A 22,988-nucleotide genomic window follows, 5' to 3' on the forward strand; every position below is an offset into this window, starting at 1 on the left:
CTCAATCAACCATCCTGCCCAGGCCTTTCGGATCAAACCCGTCTTCAGCCTTGGCCGCCGCATCGACGCAGATCCCGGACTCCGCAAGCTGCTCCACCAGCACGCGAATTCGCCGATCCGTCTCGACAGCATGGTCCAGCAGCCCATGGAGCGCCTTGGAGACGGGATCATCCATATCACGGGTCACACCGTAAGCCGTGAAACCCATCTGCTCGGCCTTGGCCTCCCGCTCCCGACTCACGCCGTCGGTAGCGGCTTCAATGATGCGAGCCGGATTGCCCACGGCGGTCGCCCCTGCGGGAACAGGCTTGACCACAACTGCGTTGGAGCCGACCTTGGCCCCATCGCCCACCTCGAACCCCCCCAGGACTTTGGCGCCCGCGCCAATGACCACCCCCCGCCGGAGGGTCGGATGGCGCTTGGCCCCCCGGTAAAGCGAGGTGCCGCCCAAGGTCACGCCCTGGTAGATAGTGCAATCGTCTCCCACTTCCGCGGTCTCACCGATCACCACACCCATGCCGTGATCAATGAACACTCGACGACCGATCGTTGCGCCGGGGTGAATCTCGATGCCCGTGAGCATCCGGCCAATATGGCTCGTGAACCGGCCGAGCCAGCAATACCCACGCCGCCATGCCCAGTGGGCAAAGCGATGCAGCCACAGGGCATGCATGCCCGGATAGCAGGTGAGTACTTCCCACCTGGAGCGCGCCGCCGGGTCCCGTTCGAGAACGTTGGCCACGTCTTCACGCATACGACTGAACATGGGGAGAGACTCCAAAAAATGAACGCGCTATCGGTATCGGGCTGAACACCCTTCCGGTATCCGGCCGATCTATTTCCGACTATTTTAGTCTACTTCTTCTCGAAGGCATTCAACATGCCGCGCAGGATGTTGATTTCGTCCCTCTCCAGTCGGATGCGTCCGAAGAGACGCCGCAGCCGCGGCCATAGACGCTTGGAGTTCTCCGGATTGAAGAAACCGCTGGCGGTGATTGCCCGATCAAGGTGCGCATAGAAACCCTCGATCTGCTCGTGGGTTGCCGGCTCGAATTCGATCGATGGCGCCAGCCCCGGGTCCAGGGCCGCCATGCGCAGTTCGTAGCACAGCACCTGCACTGCCGCCCCGAGGTTAAGGGACGAGTAGGTCTCACTGACCGGCACCTTGACCGGCATGTGACAGAGGGCCACATCATCATTGGAGAGCCCCTTCGTCTCATTACCAAAGACCAGGGCCACATCGCCATGGCCGGTCAGGCTCACCAGTTCGCCGGCCGCCTCCCGCGCCCACTTCATCGGCACGGCCATCTCCCGGCGGCGGGCCGTCATCGCTGCGGCAAAGACGGTTCCCTCCAGGGCCTCGGCCAGGGTGTCCACCACGCGAGCGCCGGCGAGGATGTCGTCGGCCCCGGCCGCGCGGGCCGTCGCCACCGGATCGGGAAAACTGTGCGGCGAAACGAGCACGAGCTGCGTCAGACCCATGGTCTTCATGGCTCTGGCTGCTGCACCGATATTGCCTGGATGACTGGTTCGGGAGAGAACGACACGCACGCGCCCAAGCGCGTTATCGAGGTTCATATTAAAATGTGCGGTTTTCCAAATTAGAGTCGACCGGTGGGCCTCCTGCCCGGGCCGGCAGACCTTGCCAGACACCCATGCATCCCACTCTGAACATCGCCATCAAGGCCGCACGCCGTGCTGCCACCGTCATCAACAGGGCTTCCCTCGACCTGGATCTGATCCGTGTCGAAACCAAGAGCCCCAATGATTTTGTTTCGGAGGTTGATCGGGCTGCCGAAGAAGCCATCATCCAGGTACTCCGCGAGGCCTATCCGAGCCACAGCATTTTAGCAGAAGAGTCCGGCGAGACCGGACCTGAGGCGGAGAGCGAGTACCAGTGGATCATCGACCCCCTCGACGGTACCACCAATTTCCTGCATGGCTTTCCCCAGTACGCGATCTCCATCGCCCTGGCCCGCAAGGGTGTGGTTGAGCAAGCAGTGGTGTTTGATCCCAACCGCAACGAGATGTTCACGGCTTCGAAAGGTGCCGGCGCCTTCCTCAACGACCGGCGCATCCGCGTCTCCAAGCGCGTCAAGCTGCAGGATGCCCTGGTGGGCACGGGTTTCCCGTACCGGCAGTTCCGCAACGTGGACACCTACCTGGCGATCTTCAAGGAGCTCACCCAGAAAACCGCCGGCCTGCGCCGCCCGGGTGCAGCAGCGCTTGACCTGGCCTATGTGGCGGCCGGGCGCCTCGACGCCTTCTGGGAATTTGGCCTGTCGCCTTGGGACATGGCGGCCGGCAGCCTGTTGATCAGCGAAGCCGGCGGCCTGGTCAGCGATCTGGCCGGTGAGTCCACCTACCTGACGTCGGGCAACGTGGTTGCGGGTACGCCCAAGGTCTTTCCCCAGCTGCTGCAACTGATCCAGGGCCACTGCGGCGACGCACTGCCGGCCTGACGTATTGATGTCAACGCTCAAGACATTGCTGGGTATCGCCCTGGCCGGCCTCATGCTCGTCGGGGCCCCGGCCTGGGCTGACACCGTGCTGATCTGGGGCGACAGCCTCTCGGCCGGTTATGGCCTGCAGATCCAGCAGGCCTGGCCGAGCCTGCTGGAAAAGCGCATCGCCGACGCCAAACTGCCCCACAAGGTGGTCAATGCCAGCATCAGCGGCGAAACCACCTCCGGCGGGCGCAGCCGGCTGCCGACTGCCCTGCAGGCCCACAAGCCGGCCGTGGTGGTCATCGAGCTTGGGGCCAACGACGGCCTGCGCGGCCTGCCGCCAAAGCTCATGGCGGCCAATCTGCAGGCCATGATCGACTCCAGCCGGCAAGCCGGGGCCAAGATACTGCTGGTGGGCATGCGCATGCCCCCGAATTACGGGCCCGATTACACCGCAAGCTTCGAGAACGCCTTCAAGGATCTGGCCCGCAGCAACAAGGTCCGACTGGTGCCCTTCATGATGGAAGGCTTTGCCGACAAGCGGCACTTCTTCCAGCAGGACGGGATCCACCCGGTTGCCGACGCCCAGCCCATCATCCTCGACACCATCTGGCGGGAACTCGCCCCGCTGCTGCGCCGCTAGAAGCCGCCGGTCAAGGCAGGCGCAGTGAAGGATGGTGCCCCTTTACCGCGCATATCCGCTGGACGACCGCCGGCTTCGGCTCCGTCACCTCACCCTGCTCGTAAGCCAGCACCGTGCACGCATCCCCCACACGCTCGAAAAGCTCATGGGATCGGAGCAGGAAGTCCGGATTACTCGGCTTGCCAAAGCGTTCGTTGCCGATCATGAAGGTTTCGTAGATCAGCACCCCTCCGTGATTGAGGGCTTGCAGGAGGAGGCCCAGACGCGGCCGGAACAGATAATTGGTCACCACGATGGCGTCGAAGTGGTGACCGGCAAAAGGCCACGGCCCCTCTTCCAGGTCAGCCTCCCGGGTCTTGACGTGGGGCACACCGGCCAGCAGCTCCAAAGCCACCGCATCCCTGTCCACCGCCTCGACCCGAAACCCCTTGCTGGCCAGCCAGCGTGTATGGCGCCCGCTACCGCAGGCGAAATCAAGCACCTCTCCCCCCTCCGGGATCAAGGGCGCAAAACGTGTCACCCAGGCGGAGGGCTGCAGGGCACTGGCATGCCGCATCACTGATCCACCCCCCCGAGGCACAGATATTTCGTTTCCAGATACTCCTCGATACCGTGACGGGAACCCTCCCGCCCAAGACCGGACTGCTTGACCCCGCCAAAGGGGGCCACCTCGGTGGAGATCAGCCCGGTGTTGATGCCCACCATGCCGTAGTCAAGCGCCTCACCCACGCGGAAGACACGCCCCACATCCCGGGCATAGAAATACGCTGCCAGCCCGTACTCCGTATCATTGGCCATGCGGATCGCCTCGTCCTCGGTCCGGAAACGGAACAGGGGCGCGACCGGTCCGAAAGTCTCCTCCCGGGCGATACGCATGGCCGGGGTCACGTCAGCCAGTACGGTCGGCACGTAGAAACGTGCGCCAGCCCCGTGACGCCGGCCACCGGTCAGCACCCTCGCCCCACTGGCAAGCGCATCCGCCACATGGGCTTCGACCTTCAGCACCGCCTCATCGTCGATCAAAGGCCCCACCGTAACACCAGGCTCCAACCCACCGCCCACCGTCAGTGCCTCGACGGCAACCGCCAGCTTGGCGGCAAAGGCGTCATACACCGAATCCTGAACCAGCAACCGATTGGCACACACGCAGGTCTGGCCGGCATTGCGATACTTGGACACCATCGCCCCGGCCACCGCCGCATCAAGATCCGCGTCGTCAAACACGATGAAGGGCGCATTGCCACCCAGCTCCAGGGAGAGCTTCTTGATGGTCGGCGCACACTGGGCCATGAGCAGGCGACCGACCTCGGTCGAGCCGGTAAAAGACAGCTTGCGCACCACCGGACTCGAGGTCAGCACCCCACCGATTGCCACGGGATCACCGGTAACAACGTTGAACACCCCCGGCGGGAAGCCTGCCTGCTCAGCCAGTCGGGCCAGCGCCAGCGCAGTAAAGGGCGTCTGCTCGGCCGGCTTGACCACAACCGTGCAGCCCGCCGCCAGAGCCGGTGCCACCTTGCGGGTGATCATGGCCGCCGGAAAGTTCCACGGGGTGATCGCGGCACACACCCCCACCGGCTGGCGAATCACCATGAAACGGCGGTCGATGCCCGTTGTCGGGATGGTCTCGCCGTACAAGCGTTTGCCCTCCTCGGCAAACCATTCAACAAAGGACGCCGCATACGCCACCTCACCCCGCGCCTCCGCAAGGGGCTTGCCCTGCTCCAGGGTCATCATCCGGGCAAGATCGTCGGTGTGAGCCAGGATGAGCTGGAACCAGCGCTGCAGAATCGTCGAACGATCCCGGGCGAGCAGACTGCGCCAGGCGGGCAGCGCCGAATCGGCAGCAGCCACCGCCCGAGTGGTCTCGGCTGCGCCCATAGCCGGCACATCCCCGAGAAGTGCGCCCGTCGCCGGGTTGAAGACGGACAGACGTGCATGATTCTCGGCATCGAGCCAGCGGCCATCCACAAATGCCTGGGTTCGATACAGGCCGGGTTCCTTGAGGGTCTGCATGATTCTCTCTTCCTGATCCGAATCGGCCACCGCGCGGCCTCGTCCCTCTGATGACACAATATGCGGCAGGTTCCCCCCCACCTCACACGCGCTACCTGCCATGAAAAACGGGCGCCGCAGCGCCCGCCTTCACCGTCACGACAACACGTCGGCCTTACTGGGCCTGCTCGTTCAAGAGTGCCTTCATGGACAGGCGCACACGGCCTTTCTCATCGGTCTCGAGCACCTTGACGCGTACAACCTGACCTTCCTTGAGGTAGTCGGACACGGCATTGACGCGCTCGTTGGCGATCTGGGAGACGTGCAGCAGCCCATCACGGCCCGGCATGATGTTGATGATCGCACCGAAGTCGAGGATGCGGATGACCGGGCCTTCATAGACCTTGCCCACTTCCACTTCCGCGGTGATGTCTTCGATGCGCTTCTTGGCCACTTGCGCGCCTTCGGAGCTCACGGAAGAGATCGTCACGTTGCCGTCGTCGGTGATCTCGATGATGGTACCGGTCTCTTCCTGCAGACCGCGGATCACCGCGCCGCCCTTGCCGATCACGTCGCGGATCTTCTCGGGGTTGATCTTCAGGGTGATCATGCGCGGCGCGAAATCGGACACTTCACCGCGGGCTTCGCCCAGGGCCGACTTCATCAGGCCGAGGATGTGCATGCGGCCTTCCTTGGCCTGGGCCAGGGCAACCTGCATGATCTCCTTGGTGATGCCGAGGATCTTGATGTCCATCTGCAGGGCGGTCACGCCGTTCTCGGTACCCGCCACCTTGAAGTCCATGTCGCCCAGGTGATCTTCGTCGCCCAGGATGTCGGTCAGCACGGCAAAACGGCCACCGTCCTTGATCAGGCCCATGGCGATGCCAGCCACGGGCGAAGTCAGGGGGACGCCGGCATCCATCATGGCCAGGGAGCCACCACAGACGGAAGCCATGGAACTGGAGCCATTAGACTCGGTGATCTCCGAGACCACACGAACGGTGTAGGAGAAATCTTCCTTGCCCGGCAGCACGCCAGCCAGCGCACGCTTGGCCAGACGGCCGTGGCCGATCTCGCGACGCTTGGGCGAGCCGAAGCGGCCGCATTCGCCGGTGGAGAACGGGGGGAAGTTGTAATGCAGCATGAAGCGCTCGCGGTATTCACCGGCGACCGCATCGATAATCTGCTCGTCACGGCCGGTGCCCAGGGTGGTCACCACCAGGGCCTGGGTCTCACCGCGGGTGAACAGCGCGGAACCGTGGGTACGGGGCAGCACGCCGACACGGATGTCGATCGGGCGCACGGTGCGGGTGTCACGGCCATCAATTCGCGGCTCGCCACTGAGGATGCGGCCACGAACAACCTTGGCTTCGAGATCGAAGATGATGTTGTTGACGGTGTTGGCGTCAAACTCAACACCTTCGGCCACGAGTGTCTCGTGCACTTCCTTGCCGATTGCCGACAGCTGCTGCGAACGGGCCTGCTTGGCGGTGATACGGAAGGCTTCGTCGATCTTCGCGCTGGCGATCTCGGTGACGCGGGCGATCAGGGCCTCGTTCTTGGCCGGAGCCTGCCAGTCCCATTCGGGCTTGCCAGCGACTTCGACCAGTTCGTTGATGGCATTGATCGCGGCCTGCATCTGGGTATGGCCGAAAACCACACCGCCCAGCATCACGTCCTCGGGCAGCTCGAGGGCTTCGGACTCAACCATCAGCACGGCGGTCTCCGTACCGGCGACCACCAGATTCATCTTGCTGGTCTGCAACTGGGTAGCCGTCGGATTCAGGATGTACTCGCCATTCTCGTAACCAACGCGACAGGCGCCGATCGGGCCCGCAAACGGGATGCCCGCAATGGCCAGCGCTGCAGAGGCAGCGATCATCGCGGGGATGTCAGCGTCCACTTCCGGGTTCAGGGACACCACTTGGGCAATCACCTGGACTTCGTTATAGAAGCCATCCGGGAAGAGCGGGCGGATGGGACGGTCGATCAGACGGGAAGTGAGCGTTTCCTTCTCGGTCGGACGACCTTCACGCTTGAAGAAGCCACCGGGAATACGGCCGGCCGCGTAGAACTTTTCAACATAATCGACAGTAAGGGGGAAGAAGTCCTGGCCCGGCTTGGCGCTCTTGGCAGCCACCACGGTGGCCAGCACCACGGTGTCGTCCATATTGACGATCACGGCACCGTGGGCTTGACGGGCAACTTCACCTGTCTCCAGGGTGACGGTGTGGGAGCCGTAGGTAAAACTCTTCTTGATAGCGGTAGGCAAAGGATGTCCTTTCAATCAATCGACTGGCGGCAAACAACAACCGCACGCTTAGCCGAGGTAACGCGCCGTTTTCTCTGGCGCACAGATGTGACAAAGCCGGCGAAGCCTCACAGACTTACGCCGGCTGTGCCCATGATCAAACCTGCACCAAGGGCAGGATTGTCACGTTCGGTACTGAAGCAGCTTTTATCAGCTTACTTGCGCAGGCCGAGGCGAGCGATCAGCTCACGGTAGCCATCGACGTTCTTGCGCTTCAGGTAATCGAGGAGCTTGCGACGCTGGCTCACCATCATCAGGAGGCCGCGACGGGAGTGGTGATCCTTGACGTTAACCTTGAAGTGGCCGGTCAGATCGTTGATGCGGGCGGTGAGCAGAGCGACTTGCACTTCCGGAGAACCGGTGTCGCCCTTGGCGCGCGCGAAGTCGCCAACGATTTGCGCTTTTTGTTCAGTGGAGATTGCCATTGTTTAACTCGGTTAGGATTTAGCCTTGCGAAGCGCGCGATTATATCGAATCGGCACGGGATTACTCAAGACATTTCATTGATTTCCGGTGGCAACGAGACGCGTCGGCGCCATCATCCCACCCTCCCCCAGGGTTCCGACGCCGAGGAAACGCTCCCCCGCGTAGACCCGGAACATCCTGCCCACTGCATCGCTGCACACCTGCACAGCCTGCCCATGGGTAAAACTCGTCGCCTGCATTGCATCAAGCGCCATGACCTCCAGATGGACCAGCAAGGCATCCACCGGCGCCAGTTCAGCGTCCCGGTCCGTCTCGGGCAGGGCCTCGAAATCCATCAGGGAGATCGAGGATTCCAGCTCGAAAGGCCCGATACGCGTTCGCCGAAGTGCCGTAAGGTGGGCACCACACCCCAACAGCGCCCCCAGATCGGAGGCCAGGGTGCGTACATAGGTGCCCTTGCTGCACGCCACCCGCAGCTTCAGGCTGTCGCCTTCACGGGCAAGAAACTCAAGACTGTGGATCGTCACCCTCCGGGCCTCCCGCGGGATGTCGATCCCCGCCCGGGCATACTCGTAGAGCGCCTTGCCATGATGCTTCAATGCGGAGTACATCGGCGGCACCTGATCGATGTCGCCCCTCAAGCGCTCGAGGGCAGCCTCGATGTCAGCATCCGTGGCATCCACCGCGGCGTTTGCCAGCACCTCCCCCTCCGCATCCGCTGTGGTCGTCGTAACCCCCAGCAGCACGGTAGCCTCGTAGACCTTGTCCGCATCCAGAAGGGTTTGGGAAAACTTGGTGGCTTCGCCGAAGGTCAGTGGCAGCAAGCCGGTCGCCATGGGATCAAGCGTACCGGTATGACCACCCTTGGCCGCTTTCAGCAGCCAGCGCGCCTTTTGCAAGGCATTGTTGGAGCTGAGGCCGAGGGGCTTGTCGAGAAACAGCACGCCGTCGACAACGCGACGCGGCGTACGGCGCTGGGGGGTGTGAGCCAAACGGAGAACTTCCTGGAAAGACGGTGCTCAGGCACCGCCTGGGGGAATCAGGGGGTCGTCGGGGGAGACTCGGGCGACGCGGCGTCACTGCCATCCTCAGCCCCTTCATCAGGCGCATCGGCAAGCTGCCGATCCGCCTCAATGGCCTTGTCGATCAGGGCAGAGATGCGGTTCCCCGTTTCCACAGAGGGATCGTAATGGAAGTGCAGCTCGGGCAGCGTATGGATGCGGATCCGGCGGCCCAACTCGCGCCGCAGGAAACTGCTGGCCCTGCGCAGCCCTTTCTGGATCTCCTCGAGCCCCTCCTGCCCGGTCATGGAGGTGAAATACACCTTCGCATGGGCGTAGTCGGGGGTGATCTCCACGTCGGTCAGGGTGATGAAACCGACGCGGGGGTCTTTCAACTCGAGGCGGATCAGCTCGGCCAGCTCGCGACGAATCTGCTCCGCCACGCGCTGACCTCGGGAAAACTCCTTGGGCATGGCTTACAGGGTCCGGGCAACTTCCTGGATTTCGAACACTTCGAGCTGGTCGCCTTCCTGGAGATCGTTGAAATTGCGCACCTGCAGACCGCACTCGTAGCCGAATTTGACTTCCTTGACGTCGTCCTTGAAGCGCTTGAGCGACTCGAGCTCACCACTGTGAATGACCACGTGATTGCGCAGCACGCGCACCTGAGCGTTGCGTTTGACGATCCCCTCCAGCACGTAGCAACCGGCGATCGTGCCGACCTTCGAGATGGTGAAGACCTGACGGACTTCCACCAGACCCAGGATCTGCTCACGCTTCTCAGGCGCCAGCATGCCGGACAGGGCACTCTTAACCTCATCGACAGCGTCGTAGATGATGTTGTAGTAGCGAAGATCCACACCAAAGGTCTCAGCGAGCTTGCGGGCATTCGCGTCGGCGCGGATGTTGAAGCCGATGATGACCGCACCGGAGGCCTGTGCCAGGTTCACATCGGATTCGCTGATTGCACCAACACCGCCGTGGATGACCTGCACCCGGACTTCGTCGTTGGACAGCTTGACCAGCGAATGGGCCAGCGCTTCCTGGGAACCCTGCACATCCGCCTTGATGATGAGCGGCAGGGTTTTGACTTCGCCTTCACCCATTTGCTCGAACATGCTTTCGAGCTTGGCGGCTTGCTGCTTGGCCAGTTTCACATCACGGAATTTGCCTTGACGGAACAGGGCAATTTCTCGGGCCTTGCGCTCATCAGCCAGGGCCACCACCTCATCGCCAGCACCCGGAACCTCGGACAAGCCCAGAATCTCGACCGGAATGGAGGGGCCCGCTTCCTCGATGGGCTTGCCGTTCTCATCCAGCATCGCACGAACACGACCGAATGTTGCACCGGCCAAAAGCACATCGCCGCGCCGGAGCGTACCGGACTGGACCAGCAGGGTAGCAACCGGACCACGACCCTTGTCCAGACGGGCCTCGATGATGAGGCCCTTGGCCATGCTCTCCTGCGGCGCCGTCAGCTCAAGCACTTCCGCCTGCAACAGGATGGCTTCGAGGAGGTCATCCACACCCGTACCCATTTTGGCCGAAACTTCGACAAACATGGTATCGCCGCCATAGGCCTCGGGAACCACGCCCTCGGCGATCAACTCCTGACGCACACGCTCGGGGTTGGCACCGGGCTTGTCGATCTTGTTGACCGCCACGATCAGGGGCACTTCAGCCGCCTTGGCATGGTGGATGGCCTCCTTGGTCTGAGGCATCACGCCGTCATCCGCTGCAACCACCAACACCACAAGGTCGGTAGCCTTGGCACCGCGGGCTCGCATTGCCGTAAAGGCCTCGTGACCCGGTGTATCCAGGAAGGTCACCATGCCGCGGTCGGTTTCCACATGGTAGGCACCAATGTGCTGGGTGATGCCACCTGCCTCACCGGCTGCAACCTTGGCGCGCCGGATGTAGTCAAGCAAGGAGGTCTTGCCATGGTCCACGTGACCCATCACGGTCACCACCGGCGCGCGCGGCTCCAGGGCGTAATCCTTGTGCTCGCCGCTGTCTTCGAGGAAGGCATCGGGATCATCGAGCTTGGCCGCGACAGCCTTGTGCCCCATTTCCTCGACGAGAATCATCGCCGTATCCTGATCGAGCACCTGGTTGATGGTGACCATCGAGCCCATTTTCATGAGCGCCTTGATCACCTCAATGGCCTTCACGGACATCTTGTGCGCCAAGTCGGCAACCGAGATCGTCTCCGGCACATGAACCTCGCGAACGATCGGCTCAGTGGGCGCGACAAAGGCTGTGGTCTCCTGATGACGACCGCCATTGCGACCACCACTGCGACCACCACCGCGCCAGCCTCCGGCACCCCCCGTGGTGTCGCCACGGGTCTTGAGTCCGCCACGACGCTTCGCATCCGCGGGGACTTCCTTGCTCACGACCTTCTTGACATCCTTGCGGGCACCCTTTTCCTCGGTCTTGGCAGGTTTGTGAAGGGTTCCCGTCTTGGGGGCGGCATCGCCTTCCACCTTGGCCTTCTCGGCGGCGGCGGCACGCAACTTCTCTTCCTCCGCACGCTGCAGCATGGCCGCACGCGCACGGGCTTCACGCTCCTGCTTTTCCCGAAGATCAGCCGCCTGACGGGCTTGAAGTTCAGCATGACGCTGCGCCTCACGCTCCCGACTGGCCTTTTCCTCGGCACTCAGGATGGAGCCGGCCACTACACGCCGCACTGGCGTCGCAGGCCGAGCCTCGGCCTTGGTCGCAACGGGCTCGGCTGGCACGGCTGCGACTTGCGGGGCGGGCTCAGGCTCAGGCTCGGGTTCGGGCTCCGGCGCCACCTCGAGCACGGGTTCGGGGATCGGCTCGGGCACGGGTTCGGGTGCAACTTCGACCACGGGCTCAGGCTCGGGCTCCGGAACAAGCTCCGGCACGGGCGCAACGACAGGCTCCGCGACCTGCTCAAGCACCTCCACCAGAGGTTCGACCTCAGCGGACAGACCAACAGCCACGTTTTCATCCGTCACCACCGAAGCGGAGGCGGCAGACTCAGGCACCAACGCTTCGTCACGCTTGACGAACACTCGCTTCTTGCGTACCTCCACCTGCACGGTCCGGGCGCGCCCTGTGGAGTCCGTCGCCTTGATCTCGCTGGTCTGCTTGCGCGTCAGCGTGATCTTGGACTTCGCTGCCGTATCGCCGTGGGAACGGCGAAGAAAATCCAGCAGACGGGTCTTGTCCTGCTCGGAGAGCAGATCGGTTTCCCGTGCCTTGTCAACGCCAGCCTTTTGCAACTGCTCGAGCAACACGGAGGCCGGCATTTTGAGTTCGCCGGCAAATTGTGTAACGGTTGTCTGTCCCATCTTGAACCTCCGGGGTATTACTCGAACCAGTGCGCGCGCGCCTTGGTAATCAGATTCTTGGCCCGCTCTTCGTCCAGCCCCGACATTTCCATCAACTCATCGACAGCCAGATCAGCAAGTTCGTCGCGGGTATGAACGCCACCCTGAGCCAGCTTGGCAGCCAGAGGCTTGTCCATGCCTTCAAGGCCGAGCAAGTCTTCGGCAACGGTTTCCAGCTGTTCCTCAGTGACGATGGCTTCGGTGAGGAGCACGTTACGGGCGCGGTTGCGCAGCTCATTCACCGTTTCTTCGTCGAAGGATTCGATCTCCAGCATTTCTGCCAGCGGCACGTAGGCAATCTCCTCAAGGGAGGAGAAACCCTCGTCGATCAGGATGTCGGCAACTTCCTCATCCACATCAAGCTTGGCGATGAATAGCTGACGGACCGTGCTGTGCTCGGCCTCAGACTTGCGCTCCGACTCCGCCTCGGTCATCAGATTGATGCTCCAGCCCGTCAGTTCGGAAGCAAGCTTGACGTTCTGCCCATTGCGACCAATGGCAATGGCCAGATTGTTTTCATCAACAACCACATCCATGGCGTGAGCCTCCTCATCAACAACGATAGAAGAGACTTCCGCAGGCTGGAGGGCACCGATGACGAACTGGGCCGGCTCGGGAGACCACAGCACGATGTCGATGTTTTCCCCACCGATCTCGTTACGTACCGCGGTGACCCGCGAACCACGCAAACCAACGCAGGTGCCGATCGGATCGATACGCGGATCATTGGACTTGACGCCGATCTTGGCGCGCAGACCGGGATCCCGGGCACAGGCCTTGATCTCGAGCAGACCATCATCGATCTCGGGCACTTCCAGTTCGAACAGCCGCATCACAAACTCGGGGGCGGTACGCGACAGGATCAGCTGCGGACCACGGGCCCCACGATCGATACGCAGCAGGTAGGCCTTGACCCGATCGCCCACGCGCAGATTTTCCTTTGGAATCATCTGATCGCGAGGCAGCACTGCCTCGAGGCGCCCCACTTCGATGATGGCATTGCCCCGCTCCATGCGCTTGATGCTGCCGGAGATGATGTACTCCTTGCGCTCCAGGAAGTCATTGAGGATCTGCTCGCGCTCGGCGTCACGCACCTTCTGCAGGATCACCTGCTTCGCCGCCTGGGCACCGATGCGACCGAAATCGATGGGCTCAAGCCCTTCTTCCACGTAGTCGCCAACCTGGATGTCCGGATACTCCTCACGAGCATCGATCAAGCCCATCTGGGCCTCGTCATTCTCCACCTCCGGATCAGGCAGCACCTGCCAACGCCGGAAGGACTCGTAGTCGCCGGTTTCCCGATTGATGGAGACGCGCACATCGGCTTCGTCATTGATGCGTTTCTTGGTCGCCTGAGCGAGAGCGGACTCCAGCGCGGAGAAAACGATTTCCTTGGAAACATTCTTCTCGCGCGCCAGCGCATCGACCAACAGCAAAATTTCGCGGCTCATACCTGCAAACCTCCAAATCCCTTAAAACCTGGGAACCAGGCGGGCCTTCTCGATATCTTCAAACGGGATCTCCATCGATCCCTTTTCCGTCTCCAAGGTCACCACACCGTCCTTGAGACCTTGCAGCACCCCGGCAAAATTGCGCTGATTCGCGACCGGCATGGAGAGACGAACCTGCACGTCCTGACCGGCAAAGCGCTCGAAATCAGCGGGTTTCTTGAGCGCACGATCAAGCCCCGGAGAAGACACCTCAAGGCGATCGTAATCAACATTCTCAACTTCGAAGACCCGCACCAACTGATTGCTCACCATGGCGCAATCATCAACGGTGATACCGTTGGGCGAATCGATGAAGATCCGCATGAGCCTGCCGCGGGGCGAGGTTTCGAAATCTACGAGTTCGTAGCCGAGACCTTCCGCAGTCTGTTCGATCAGTTTCTGCAGCTCCATTTCCTGGCCCACAAATGAAAAATGGGCGAAACGCCCATCCCTGTTTAAATTCGACCGGATGTCGGCCCTCTTCAGGGCCGATCGGCTCTTTCGAACCGATAAAACACAAAGATTATAGCAGCCCGCCAGGGCGGGCGCAATTTTGACCCTATATCAACGGGCTTGCGGCTGCGTGCGGCGAGGCTGGGGCGCAGTCCGCTTGCCCTTGCCGCCCGCCGTATCGGGCTTGGGAAGCCCAGCCAGCGCGCACACCTGCTCAACCGGCATGTCCTCCCACATTCCCCGCTTGAGCCGCGAGGGCAGAACCACAGGGCCGTAGCGAACCCGCATCAGACGGCTGACCGTCAACCCCAAGGCCTCGAACATCCGGCGTACCTCACGGTTCCGCCCCTCGGAAAGCGTCACCCGATACCAATGGTTGGCCCCCTCCCCACCGCCGTCCAGAAGGGTATTGAATCGGGCAATCCCATCCTCAAGCTCAATCCCCTTCAACAGCACATCTCTTTGCGCCTCATCAAGCTCCCCAAGGATCCGCACCGCATATTCGCGGTCCAGTTCGTAGCGAGGGTGCATCAGCTTGTTGGCCAAATCACCGTCATTGACGAACAACAGCAGGCCGGAGGTATTGAAGTCCAGGCGACCAACGGCAATCCAGCGCCCCTTGCGAAGGTTCGGCAGCCGGTCAAAAACCGTGGGCCGGCCCTCCGGGTCATCGCGGGAAACAATCTCGCCTTCGGGTTTGTGATAAAGCACAACACGAGGAATCCGCACGGCGAAGCGGATGGGCATCAGCTTGCCATTGACCCTGACGCGATCACCCGGACCCACCTTCTGTCCGACATCTGCCGGTTCGCCGTTGACGGAAATGCGCCCCGCAACGATCCATTCTTCAATCTCCCGCCGGGAGCCGATACCCGCCGCGGCAAGCACCTTGTGCAGACGCTGGGGCTCCGTGTAGGTCGAGTCTTCGGGCTTGCGTCGACGCTCGCCTTCAACCGCCGGCAAGAGCTCGCTGCTGGCGAGAGGATAAGGACTCGCACCACCGGCAATGGCCGCCGCCTGACGCTTGGCCCGCCAGTTGCCCCGCCCGGGGGCAAGATCGCTGAGCCCGATAGCCGACGCATTGCTCTTTGGCTGCCGCCCTTCATCCTCGCCACGAGGCGGACGCCCGCCACGGTTACCCTCCGCATCAGGACGGCCACGCCCGCGGCGCCCGCCCCCCTGGTCCACCGGCGGACCCTGGCGACCAGACTCCTGTCCGGGCTTGGCTGACTTGGCCTTAAACGGCCGGTTCTTCGGTTTTTGGGAGGTCGACAAGATCCATGATCCTTTCGATTTCAGTCAGCGGAGGCAACTCGGTCAGGCTGCGCAGACCAAGATCCTCCAGGAATTTTCGGGTTGTGGCATACAGGCCGGGTCTCCCGGGCGTATCCCGATGACCCACCACATCCACCCACCCTCTCGATTCGAGGGTCTTCAATACGTTGCTGGAAACCACCACACCGCGAATGTCTTCGATGTCGCCGCGGGTCACCGGCTGGCGATAAGCAATGATCGCGAGGGTCTCCAGAACAGCCCGGGAGTATCTGGGCGGACGCTCCTGCTTGAGTCGGTCCAGATAGACCTGATACTCCAGGCGGGTCTGAAAGCGCCATCCGCCGGCCGTCTGCACCAGCTCAACACCGCGCCCCTGCCAGTCCTCGGCAAGCTCGACGAGCAGGCGCCGCACCAGATCACCACCGGGATCCTCCTCGAACAAGCGGCGCAGATCACCCACCGGAACCGGCGCAGCAGCAGCCAGCAGGGCCGTTTCCAGCACCCGCTTTAATTCTTCAGGCGTCTCCGGTTGCACTGTCGGCACGCTTCACATAGATCGGCGCAAAGGCCTCATTCTGGGTTACCACAACCAGCCTTTCCTTGACCAGTTCGAGGGTCGCAAGAAAACTCACCACAAGGCTGGCAACACCGAGCTTCGGGTCAAAGAGCGACTCGAAAACGACAAAGCTGTCATCACGAAGCCGCCGGAGAATCAGGGTCATGTGCTCACGCACGGACATCTCTTCCCGTTGAATCGTATGATGCCGCTTCAGACGCGCCTGACGGGCAATCTTCAACCAGGCCACCTGCAGATCATGCAGGCTGACCTCGGGGAGGCGCTCCACCACCTTCTCTGCTACAAACACCCCAACCCATTCAAAATCCCGCTCCACACGCGGCAAGGCATCCAGGCGCATCGACGCCAGCTTCACCTGCTCATACTCAAGCAAGCGACGCACAAGTTCCGCCCGCGGATCTGGCTCTTCGTCTTCCTCCGGCCGGGGCGGTCGCGGCAGCAACAGGCGCGACTTGATTTCCAGCAAGGTCGCCGCCATCAGAAGATAATCCGCGGCCAGTTCCAGGTTGTGCTTGCGCATGGCCTCGACGTACTCCAAATACTGGGCCGTCAACGGCGCCATCGGAATATCGAGTACGTTGATATTTGCCTTGCGTATCAGATACAACAGCAGATCAAGCGGGCCCTCGAAGGCCTCGAGAATGACCTCCATCGCATCGGGCGGAATGTAAAGATCCTTGGGCAGATCAAAAATCGGCTGCCCATACATTCTGCCGATGATGGCATCCAGCGGATCGGCCAGGGGGGCCAGATCAAGGTCAGCAGTCATCACGGCCACCGCCCTTCCTATTCAGCGCAGGCTAACACGCGAGGGGCATGCTTCCAAGGCAAAAATCCACGAAACACCACCCCGCCCGTCATCAGCTATAGCTCAGACCCATGGCGTCCCGTACCTCGCGCATGGTCTCCTGGGCCAGCTTTCGAGCCCGGTCGCAACCATCGGCAACGATACTGCGCACCAGAGAGGGGTCGTCGAGATAGGGCTGGGCCCGCTCCCGCATGCCATCCTGCTCTTTCAACACGGCATCAATGACCGGCTGCTTGCACTCGATACAGCCGATGCCGGCGCTCTTGCAGCCCTCGGTGACCCACTGCCGCGTGCTGTCGTCGGAGTAGATCACGTGGAACTGCCACACCGGGCACTTCTCCGGATCTCCCGCGTCCGTGCGCCGCACCCGTGCGGGATCGGTCTGCATGGTGCGGATCTTCTTGGTCAGCGGCTCCGCCTCTTCACGCAGGAAGATCGTGTTGCCGTAGGACTTGGACATCTTCTGACCGTCCAGACCGGGCATGCGCGACGCCTCCGTCAGCAAGGCACCAGGCTCGACGAGAATCACCTTGCCACTGCCTTCGAGGTAGCCATAGAGACGCTCCCGGTCGCCAAGGGAGAGGCTCTGGGCCTCCTCGAGCAGGGCCTTGCCGAGGGCCAGCCCCTCCTCGTCACCGTTCTGCTGGAATCGGGTGCGGAATTCCTCGTAAAGCCTGGCGCGCTTGGAGCCAAGCTTCTTGATCGCCTCCCGGGCCTTCTCCTCGAAACCGGGCTCACGGCCATACATGTGGTTGAAACGGCGGGCCAGTTCGCGGGTGAACTCCACGTGGGGCAGTTGATCCTCCCCCACCGGCACCTTGTCGGCGCGGTAGATCAGGATGTCGGCACTCATCAGCAGCGGGTAGCCCAGGAAACCATAAGTGGTCAGATCCTTGTGGGTCAGCTTTTCCTGCTGATCCTTGTAGGTCGGCACCCGCTCCAGCCAGCCCTGGGGCGTCATCATGGACATGAGCAAGTGCAGCTCGGCATGCTCCGGCACGCGGGACTGGATGAAGATGGTCGCCTGGGAAGGATCGACGCCCGCGGCAAGCCAGTCGACGATCATCTCCCAGACGCTGGCCTCGATCCCTCGGGGGTTGTCGTAGTCGGTCGTCAGGGCGTGCCAGTCAGCCGCAAAGAACAGACAGGGATACTCCGCCTGCAGCTTGACCCAGTTCTTGAGTACACCGTGATAGTGGCCGAGGTGGAGGCGCCCCGTGGGACGCATGCCGGAGAGGACGCGTTCAGCGAACATGAATGATCAAAGTCCAATAACGGTTGCAAGTGCAAAACGGAAAATGGCCACCAGCGGCCCAAGAATGTCGCCAAGGATACCGGTGAACAGCAAGACCAGCAGAATCGGAAAGCCGTAGGGCTCAAGTCGCGAAAAGGTGTAGGCCGGCCCGGCCGGAAGAAGACTGACCGCGATCCGCCCGCCATCGAGGGGCGGAATGGGCAAGAGGTTCAGGAGCATCAACACTGCATTGATCTGCATCCCGGCATCCGCCATTTTCGCCATCGGCAAGGCGTAAACGTTCTCGGGCGACATGATTGCAAAGCGAAACAGCATCGCCCAGCAGAGGGCCATGACAAGATTGGCGAACGGCCCGGCAGCAGCCACCCAAAGCATGTCAGCCTTGGGGTGCCGCAGGCGGCCGAAATCCACCGGCACCGGCTTGGCCCAGCCGAACAGCATCGGCGAACCACCGGAGAGCGTGCTTACTGCAACAATCAGCGCCGGCACGACAACGGTCCCCATGGGATCGATATGACGAAGCGGATTCAGACTGATTCGCCCCGCCCGCTCAGCGGTCGAATCGCCGAAATGGCGTGCCGCATAGCCATGCGCCGCCTCGTGGAGCGTGATGGCGAACAGCACGGGCAGTGCCCAGATGGTCAGGGTCGAGATGAGTTCTTGCATGGATGACAAAGCCGAAGGGCCGCGATTCTAACAGACTGGGGCCCACACCCCCCTGGCGAAAAGCAGATCACAGACCAAACGGAGCAAGGCTACCCCGCCCTTCCCGCACCAGAACGGGAATTCCGCTGGTCAGATCGATGACCGTGGTCGCCTCACCGCGGCACGGGCCCGCCTCGATGACAAGATCCACTTCCTTTTCAAGCCGGTCACGAATTTCGTCAGGATCCGTAAGGGGAAACTCGTCACCGGGCAGCAGCAAGGTCGAACTGAGCAGGGGCTCGCCGAGTTCTTCGAGCAGGGCGGACACCACCGGATGATCGGGGATCCGCAAACCAATGGACTTGCGCTTCGGGTGCAGCACGCGCCGCGGCAGCTCCTTGGTGCCCTCCAGAATGAAGGTGTAGGGCCCCGGCGTGGTGGCCTTCAGCAGGCGGTACTGGCTGTTGTCTACCCGGGCGTAAGTAGCGATTTCGGACAGGTCACGACACAGTAGCGTGAAATGATGGCGCTCATCCACGGCACGGATGCGGCGGATGCGGGTCAGGAGGGGACTGTCACCCGTATGCCCTCCAAGGGCGTAGGCGGAGTCGGTGGGAAAGGCCACCAGACCTCCCTCGCGCATGATCTGCGCCGCCTGCTTGATGAGGCGGGCCTGGGGCTGCTCCGCATGGAGCGTAAAGAACTGGGCCATGATTCAGGAATCAACAACAGGAAGGATGTGTCACATCAAGCGTGTCCACACCGGAGTGAGATCCGGAGGCAGCGGGGGGGCGCGCCCCAGATCGATGGGACTATCCTCCGGGCCATGGAAATCGGAGGCACGCGAGGCCATCAGGCCGAATTTGCGAACCATCCTCGCGAAAGCCAGCACCTGGCCGCCATCATGCGCCCCGCACGAGACCTCGATGGCGTCGCCACCGAGATCCTTGAAACGTTCAAACAGGATCTCCATCTCGGCGTGACTGAGGCGGTAGCGACCGGGATGGGCGACCACAGCCAGCCCCCCTGCCCCCTTGATCCACCCCATTGCTTCCTCGAGGGTCGCCCAAACATGTTCCACATAGCCCGGTTTGCCACGGGCAAGATAGTGCAGGAATACGTCGTGGACGTTTTTTGCGATCCCGATCTCAACCAGATAGCGGGCGAAATGGGCCCGGCTGACCAGTGCAGGATTGCCCGCGTAACGTAGCGCACCGTCAAGGGCACCATGAATGCCGATACGCTCAAGCTCAGCGGCAATACGCCCCGCCCGCCCGTCCCGCCCGCTTCTGACCTGGGCAAGCCCCGCGATGAGTGCCTCATTGGTGGGGTCGATGCCGAGCCCCACCACATGCAGGGTCTGATCAAGCCAGGAGACGGAAATCTCCACCCCGGGCACGAAGCGCAGCCCCAAGCCCTCGGCGACCGTCATTGCTTCGGGCAGTCCCAGCAACTCGTCGTGATCGGTCAAGGCGAGCAGATCGACCCCATTGGCGTGGGCCCGGCGAACCACGTCACCGGGCGGCAGCGTTCCGTCGGAAGCCGTGGAGTGGCAATGCAGATCGGCGTTGAGAGCGTTCATGATTCCTTGGACCGCAGGAAAGTCTCGATGATCCGGGCCACCTCTCCCGGCTGGTCATGGTGCAGGTTGTGCCCGCTGTCCGGCACTCGGATCTCGCGAAAATCCCGGAAGGCGGCCCGGGCTTCCGCATGCGCATCATCGTCCACGCCGAGCCGGTGCCGCAACGCCGGCATGTCGGGTTCGACCCAGAGCGTTGGAGCACTCACCCTGCGCCAGCAGGCCAGTGCCTCGGCTCGCCGATAGAGTATCGGATTGACCCGCTTGTGTGCGGGATCACCCGCCATGCGGATCTCCCCCCCGGCATCAGCCTCACCGAGATGTGTGGCAAGAAAACGTGCCTTCTCAACAGACAGCCGCGGGTTATCAAGCTGCAGGCGGCCCGCCAGTGCTTCCAGATCCGGGTAGCGGCGAAAGGCGGCCGGCACGGCCAGATCACTCAACCATTTCTCCAGGCGACCCGGCGCCTGCTCAGGCACCGTATCAGCCAACCCGAAGGCATCCAGGGCAACCAGCCGCCGAACCCGGACCGGGCGAACCCCTGCATACACGCAGGCCACATTCCCACCCAGGCTGTGTCCGACCAGATTGACGGGCTGCCCGGGCGAACAAGCCGTCAGGATCGCGTCCAGATCCCCGAGATAATCCGGAAACCAGTAAGCATCCCCACGCCACTCCGTTCTTCCGAAGCCGCGCCAATCCGGCGCAATCACGTGCCAGCCGCTCCCAAGCTCATCCACGATGAACTGAAAGGACGCCGAGACATCCATCCAGCCATGCAACATGAAAACCATTGGCGCCCCGGGCTCACCCCACTCACGCAGGTGATAGCGCAAACCGCGGACTGACAGGAAACGGCTTCGGGAAGGCGTCATCCCGTCAAGTGTAACAGACCCTTGTCCCGCTCCGCCTGCGATGGTAAGGTGCGCCCCGTCGTGTGGGAGAGAGTTCGCGTGGGTCATCCGCGAGCCGCCGAAGGCGCAACCCCCGGAACCGCTCAGGCAAAAGGACCGCCGACGAAACAACAATCTGGAGAGCGATGCTGCCCGCCCACCGCGCGTTGGCCGCATCCACCGAAGGGGCACGCAGGCCGGTCCATGCACCGCTGCAATCTCTCAGGTACAAAGGACAGATGGGGCCGAAGCGACTTTCACGTCGCTTCGGCCCCATTGCTTTTCTACACTGTAACGATTGCACCGGAGAGCCCCATGACCCAACACACCCCCCTTCACGCCACCCACGTCGCTGCCGGCGCCCGCATGGTCGACTTCGCCGGCTGGGACATGCCGGTCAATTACGGCTCCCAGATCGAGGAACACCACGCCGTACGCCGCGACGCGGGCATGTTCGACGTCTCCCACATGCTGGCCCTGGACCTGGAGGGCGCCGACGCGAAGGCCTTCCTGCGCGGCCTGATCGCCAATGACGTGGCCAAGCTCGTCGAACCCGGCAAGGCCCTTTATGCCTGCATGCTCAATGAGCAGGGCGGCGTGATTGACGACCTGATCGTCTATTTCCTCTCCGACACCTCATACCGCATCGTCGTCAACGCCGGCACCGCCGACAAGGATGTCGCCTGGATGCAGCAGCGCCTGGCTGCCACCGGCGCGGCCGCCACGCTCAGCGTGCGCCGTGATCTGGCCATGATCGCCGTCCAGGGGCCCAACGCCCGCGCCAAGACCTGGGCCGCCATCCCCGGCGCCGAAGCCGCATCCACCGCACTCAAGGTCTTCCAGGCCGCCACTTTCGGCGACATCTTCATTGCCCGCACGGGCTACACCGGCGAAGACGGCTTCGAGCTCACGCTGCCAGCGGACAAGGCCGCCGGCACCTGGGCCGCGCTGACTGCTGCCGGCGTGAAGCCCTGCGGACTCGGTGCCCGCGACACCCTGCGCCTGGAAGCCGGCATGGCGCTTTACGGCAATGATATGGACGAAACCGTCTCCCCGCTCGATGCCGGGCTGGCCTGGACGGTGGACTTCAAGGACGAAAACCGCGATTTTGTCGGCAAGGCCGCCCTCGTCGCCAACGGCGCACGCCAACAGGCCCTCGGCCTGATCCTGGAAGATAGGGGCATCCTGCGCTCGCACCAGAAGGTATTCACCGCCCTGGGTGAAGGCGAGACCAGCAGCGGCAGCTTTTCCCCGACCCTTGAGAAGTCCATCGCCCTGGCCCGCCTGCCCCTCGGCGTCGCGGCCGGCGATGCGGTCGAAGTGGACATCCGCGGCAAGCGCCTGAAGGCCCGCGTCGTCAAGGCCCCCTTCGTCCGCAACGGCAAGGCTCTGGTCTGACTGGTCAGAAATCCAATCCAACCCCTTTCATCCGACTTGAACAAGGACACGACATGAGCACCCCCACCGAACTGCGTTACACCGCCTCCCACGAATGGGTTCGCGTCGAAGCTGACGGCACCCTCACCATCGGCATCACCGACCACGCCCAGGAAGCCCTCGGCGACGTGGTCTTCCTCGAGCTGCCGGAGGCCGGCCGCAGCGTGGCCAAGGAAGAAGCCATCGCCGTGATCGAATCCGTGAAGGCTGCCTCCGACATCTACGCACCGGTGGCCGGCGAGATCCTGGAAGCCAATCAGGCCGCCATCGACGCCCCCGAGTCGGTCAATACCGACGCTTACGCCGCCTGGCTGTTCAAGATCAAGCCGGCCAACCCCGCCGAGGTGGAAGGCCTGCTGGATGCAGCCGGCTACGAAGCCACCATCGGCTGAAC

General features: G+C 62.5%; 23 protein-coding genes and 1 riboswitch. Of the genes, 4 read left to right on the forward strand and 19 right to left on the reverse strand.

Annotated features, from left to right (window positions below; all coding sequences use genetic code 11):
• Position 1: 1 nt before the first annotated feature.
• Together cysE and J0L98_RS00085 are read right to left on the reverse strand one after the other, a co-directional pair.
• Entirely contained in the window at positions 2–766 is a 765-nt protein-coding gene (gene cysE, locus J0L98_RS00080) for a serine O-acetyltransferase (RefSeq protein ID WP_296409207.1), read from the reverse strand.
• Positions 767–855: 89 nt separating this feature from the next.
• Complete coding sequence (locus J0L98_RS00085; protein ID WP_296409208.1) at positions 856–1,578, reverse strand: RNA methyltransferase; 723 nt, start codon at positions 1,576–1,578, stop codon at positions 856–858.
• 77 nt (positions 1,579–1,655) lie between these two features.
• Between J0L98_RS00085 and J0L98_RS00090 the strand changes: the two genes are divergently transcribed.
• A complete protein-coding gene (locus J0L98_RS00090) occupies positions 1,656–2,462 on the forward strand; it encodes an inositol monophosphatase family protein (protein WP_296409209.1) in 807 nt (268 codons plus the stop codon).
• A 7-nt stretch (positions 2,463–2,469) separates the two neighbouring features.
• Entirely contained in the window at positions 2,470–3,090 is a 621-nt protein-coding gene (locus J0L98_RS00095) for an arylesterase (protein WP_296409210.1), read from the forward strand.
• Positions 3,091–3,100: 10 nt separating this feature from the next.
• On the opposite strand, the gene J0L98_RS00100 is transcribed toward J0L98_RS00095, so the two are convergent.
• From J0L98_RS00100 to J0L98_RS00180, 17 genes are all read right to left on the reverse strand, one after another.
• Entirely contained in the window at positions 3,101–3,646 is a 546-nt protein-coding gene (locus tag J0L98_RS00100; RefSeq protein WP_296409211.1) for a class I SAM-dependent methyltransferase, read from the reverse strand.
• Positions 3,646–5,109: an NAD-dependent succinate-semialdehyde dehydrogenase gene (locus tag J0L98_RS00105; RefSeq protein ID WP_365953960.1), complete on the reverse strand. Its 1,464-nt coding sequence runs from the start codon at positions 5,107–5,109 to the stop codon at positions 3,646–3,648. The genes J0L98_RS00100 and J0L98_RS00105 overlap by 1 nt, the downstream gene beginning before the upstream one ends.
• Before the next feature lie 151 nt (positions 5,110–5,260).
• The gene (gene pnp / locus J0L98_RS00110; protein ID WP_296409214.1) at positions 5,261–7,357 is read right to left on the reverse strand and encodes a polyribonucleotide nucleotidyltransferase; all 2,097 of its coding nucleotides are present in this window, start codon (positions 7,355–7,357) and stop codon (positions 5,261–5,263) included.
• A 194-nt stretch (positions 7,358–7,551) separates the two neighbouring features.
• A complete protein-coding gene (gene rpsO / locus J0L98_RS00115; protein WP_296402283.1) occupies positions 7,552–7,821 on the reverse strand; it encodes a 30S ribosomal protein S15 in 270 nt (89 codons plus the stop codon).
• A 75-nt stretch (positions 7,822–7,896) separates the two neighbouring features.
• Positions 7,897–8,814, reverse strand: coding sequence for a tRNA pseudouridine(55) synthase TruB (truB, locus tag J0L98_RS00120; RefSeq protein WP_296409215.1), 918 nt, complete (start codon positions 8,812–8,814; stop codon positions 7,897–7,899).
• Positions 8,815–8,861: 47 nt separating this feature from the next.
• Positions 8,862–9,296 carry a 30S ribosome-binding factor RbfA gene (rbfA, locus tag J0L98_RS00125; RefSeq protein WP_296409216.1) on the reverse strand — a complete coding sequence of 145 codons (435 nt, stop codon included), beginning with the start codon at positions 9,294–9,296 and terminating at the stop codon, positions 8,862–8,864.
• A gap of 3 nt (positions 9,297–9,299) precedes the next feature.
• Positions 9,300–12,143: a translation initiation factor IF-2 gene (gene infB, locus J0L98_RS00130; protein WP_296409217.1), complete on the reverse strand. Its 2,844-nt coding sequence runs from the start codon at positions 12,141–12,143 to the stop codon at positions 9,300–9,302.
• A 17-nt stretch (positions 12,144–12,160) separates the two neighbouring features.
• The gene (nusA, locus tag J0L98_RS00135; protein ID WP_296402273.1) at positions 12,161–13,633 is read right to left on the reverse strand and encodes a transcription termination factor NusA; all 1,473 of its coding nucleotides are present in this window, start codon (positions 13,631–13,633) and stop codon (positions 12,161–12,163) included.
• A 21-nt stretch (positions 13,634–13,654) separates the two neighbouring features.
• Positions 13,655–14,083 carry a ribosome maturation factor RimP gene (rimP, locus tag J0L98_RS00140; RefSeq protein WP_296402271.1) on the reverse strand — a complete coding sequence of 143 codons (429 nt, stop codon included), beginning with the start codon at positions 14,081–14,083 and terminating at the stop codon, positions 13,655–13,657.
• A 153-nt stretch (positions 14,084–14,236) separates the two neighbouring features.
• Complete coding sequence (rluB, locus tag J0L98_RS00145) at positions 14,237–15,313, reverse strand: 23S rRNA pseudouridine(2605) synthase RluB (RefSeq protein ID WP_296409413.1); 1,077 nt, start codon at positions 15,311–15,313, stop codon at positions 14,237–14,239.
• Positions 15,314–15,362: 49 nt separating this feature from the next.
• Complete coding sequence (gene scpB / locus J0L98_RS00150; RefSeq protein ID WP_296409414.1) at positions 15,363–15,935, reverse strand: SMC-Scp complex subunit ScpB; 573 nt, start codon at positions 15,933–15,935, stop codon at positions 15,363–15,365.
• Positions 15,916–16,746, reverse strand: a complete 831-nt coding sequence (locus J0L98_RS00155) for a ScpA family protein (protein WP_296409218.1) — start codon at positions 16,744–16,746, stop codon at positions 15,916–15,918. Before J0L98_RS00155 ends, scpB begins: the two co-directional genes overlap by 20 nt.
• A 91-nt stretch (positions 16,747–16,837) precedes the next feature.
• Positions 16,838–18,040: a tryptophan--tRNA ligase gene (locus J0L98_RS00160; protein WP_296409219.1), complete on the reverse strand. Its 1,203-nt coding sequence runs from the start codon at positions 18,038–18,040 to the stop codon at positions 16,838–16,840.
• Positions 18,041–18,046: 6 nt separating this feature from the next.
• A complete protein-coding gene (locus J0L98_RS00165; protein WP_296409220.1) occupies positions 18,047–18,706 on the reverse strand; it encodes a site-2 protease family protein in 660 nt (219 codons plus the stop codon).
• Positions 18,707–18,773: 67 nt separating this feature from the next.
• Entirely contained in the window at positions 18,774–19,397 is a 624-nt protein-coding gene (locus J0L98_RS00170) for an L-threonylcarbamoyladenylate synthase (protein WP_296409221.1), read from the reverse strand.
• A gap of 30 nt (positions 19,398–19,427) precedes the next feature.
• Positions 19,428–20,267 (reverse strand): 3',5'-nucleoside bisphosphate phosphatase, encoded by an 840-nt coding sequence (locus tag J0L98_RS00175; protein WP_296409222.1) that lies wholly within the window; start codon positions 20,265–20,267, stop codon positions 19,428–19,430.
• A complete protein-coding gene (locus J0L98_RS00180; RefSeq protein WP_296409223.1) occupies positions 20,264–21,139 on the reverse strand; it encodes an alpha/beta hydrolase in 876 nt (291 codons plus the stop codon). The genes J0L98_RS00175 and J0L98_RS00180 overlap by 4 nt, the downstream gene beginning before the upstream one ends.
• A 144-nt stretch (positions 21,140–21,283) precedes the next feature.
• A riboswitch (glycine riboswitch) is annotated at positions 21,284–21,406 on the forward strand.
• 66 nt (positions 21,407–21,472) lie between these two features.
• Here J0L98_RS00180 and gcvT point away from each other — a divergent pair.
• Both gcvT and gcvH read left to right on the forward strand, forming a co-directional pair.
• Complete coding sequence (gene gcvT, locus J0L98_RS00185; protein WP_296409224.1) at positions 21,473–22,555, forward strand: glycine cleavage system aminomethyltransferase GcvT; 1,083 nt, start codon at positions 21,473–21,475, stop codon at positions 22,553–22,555.
• Between the two features lie 53 nt (positions 22,556–22,608).
• On the forward strand, positions 22,609–22,986 hold the full coding sequence (gene gcvH, locus J0L98_RS00190) for a glycine cleavage system protein GcvH (protein WP_296409225.1): 378 nt from the start codon (positions 22,609–22,611) through the stop codon (positions 22,984–22,986).
• The last annotated feature ends 2 nt before the right edge of the window (positions 22,987–22,988 follow it).

Source organism: Zoogloea sp., assembly GCF_017302315.1.
Classification (GTDB): domain Bacteria; phylum Pseudomonadota; class Gammaproteobacteria; order Burkholderiales; family Rhodocyclaceae; genus Zoogloea.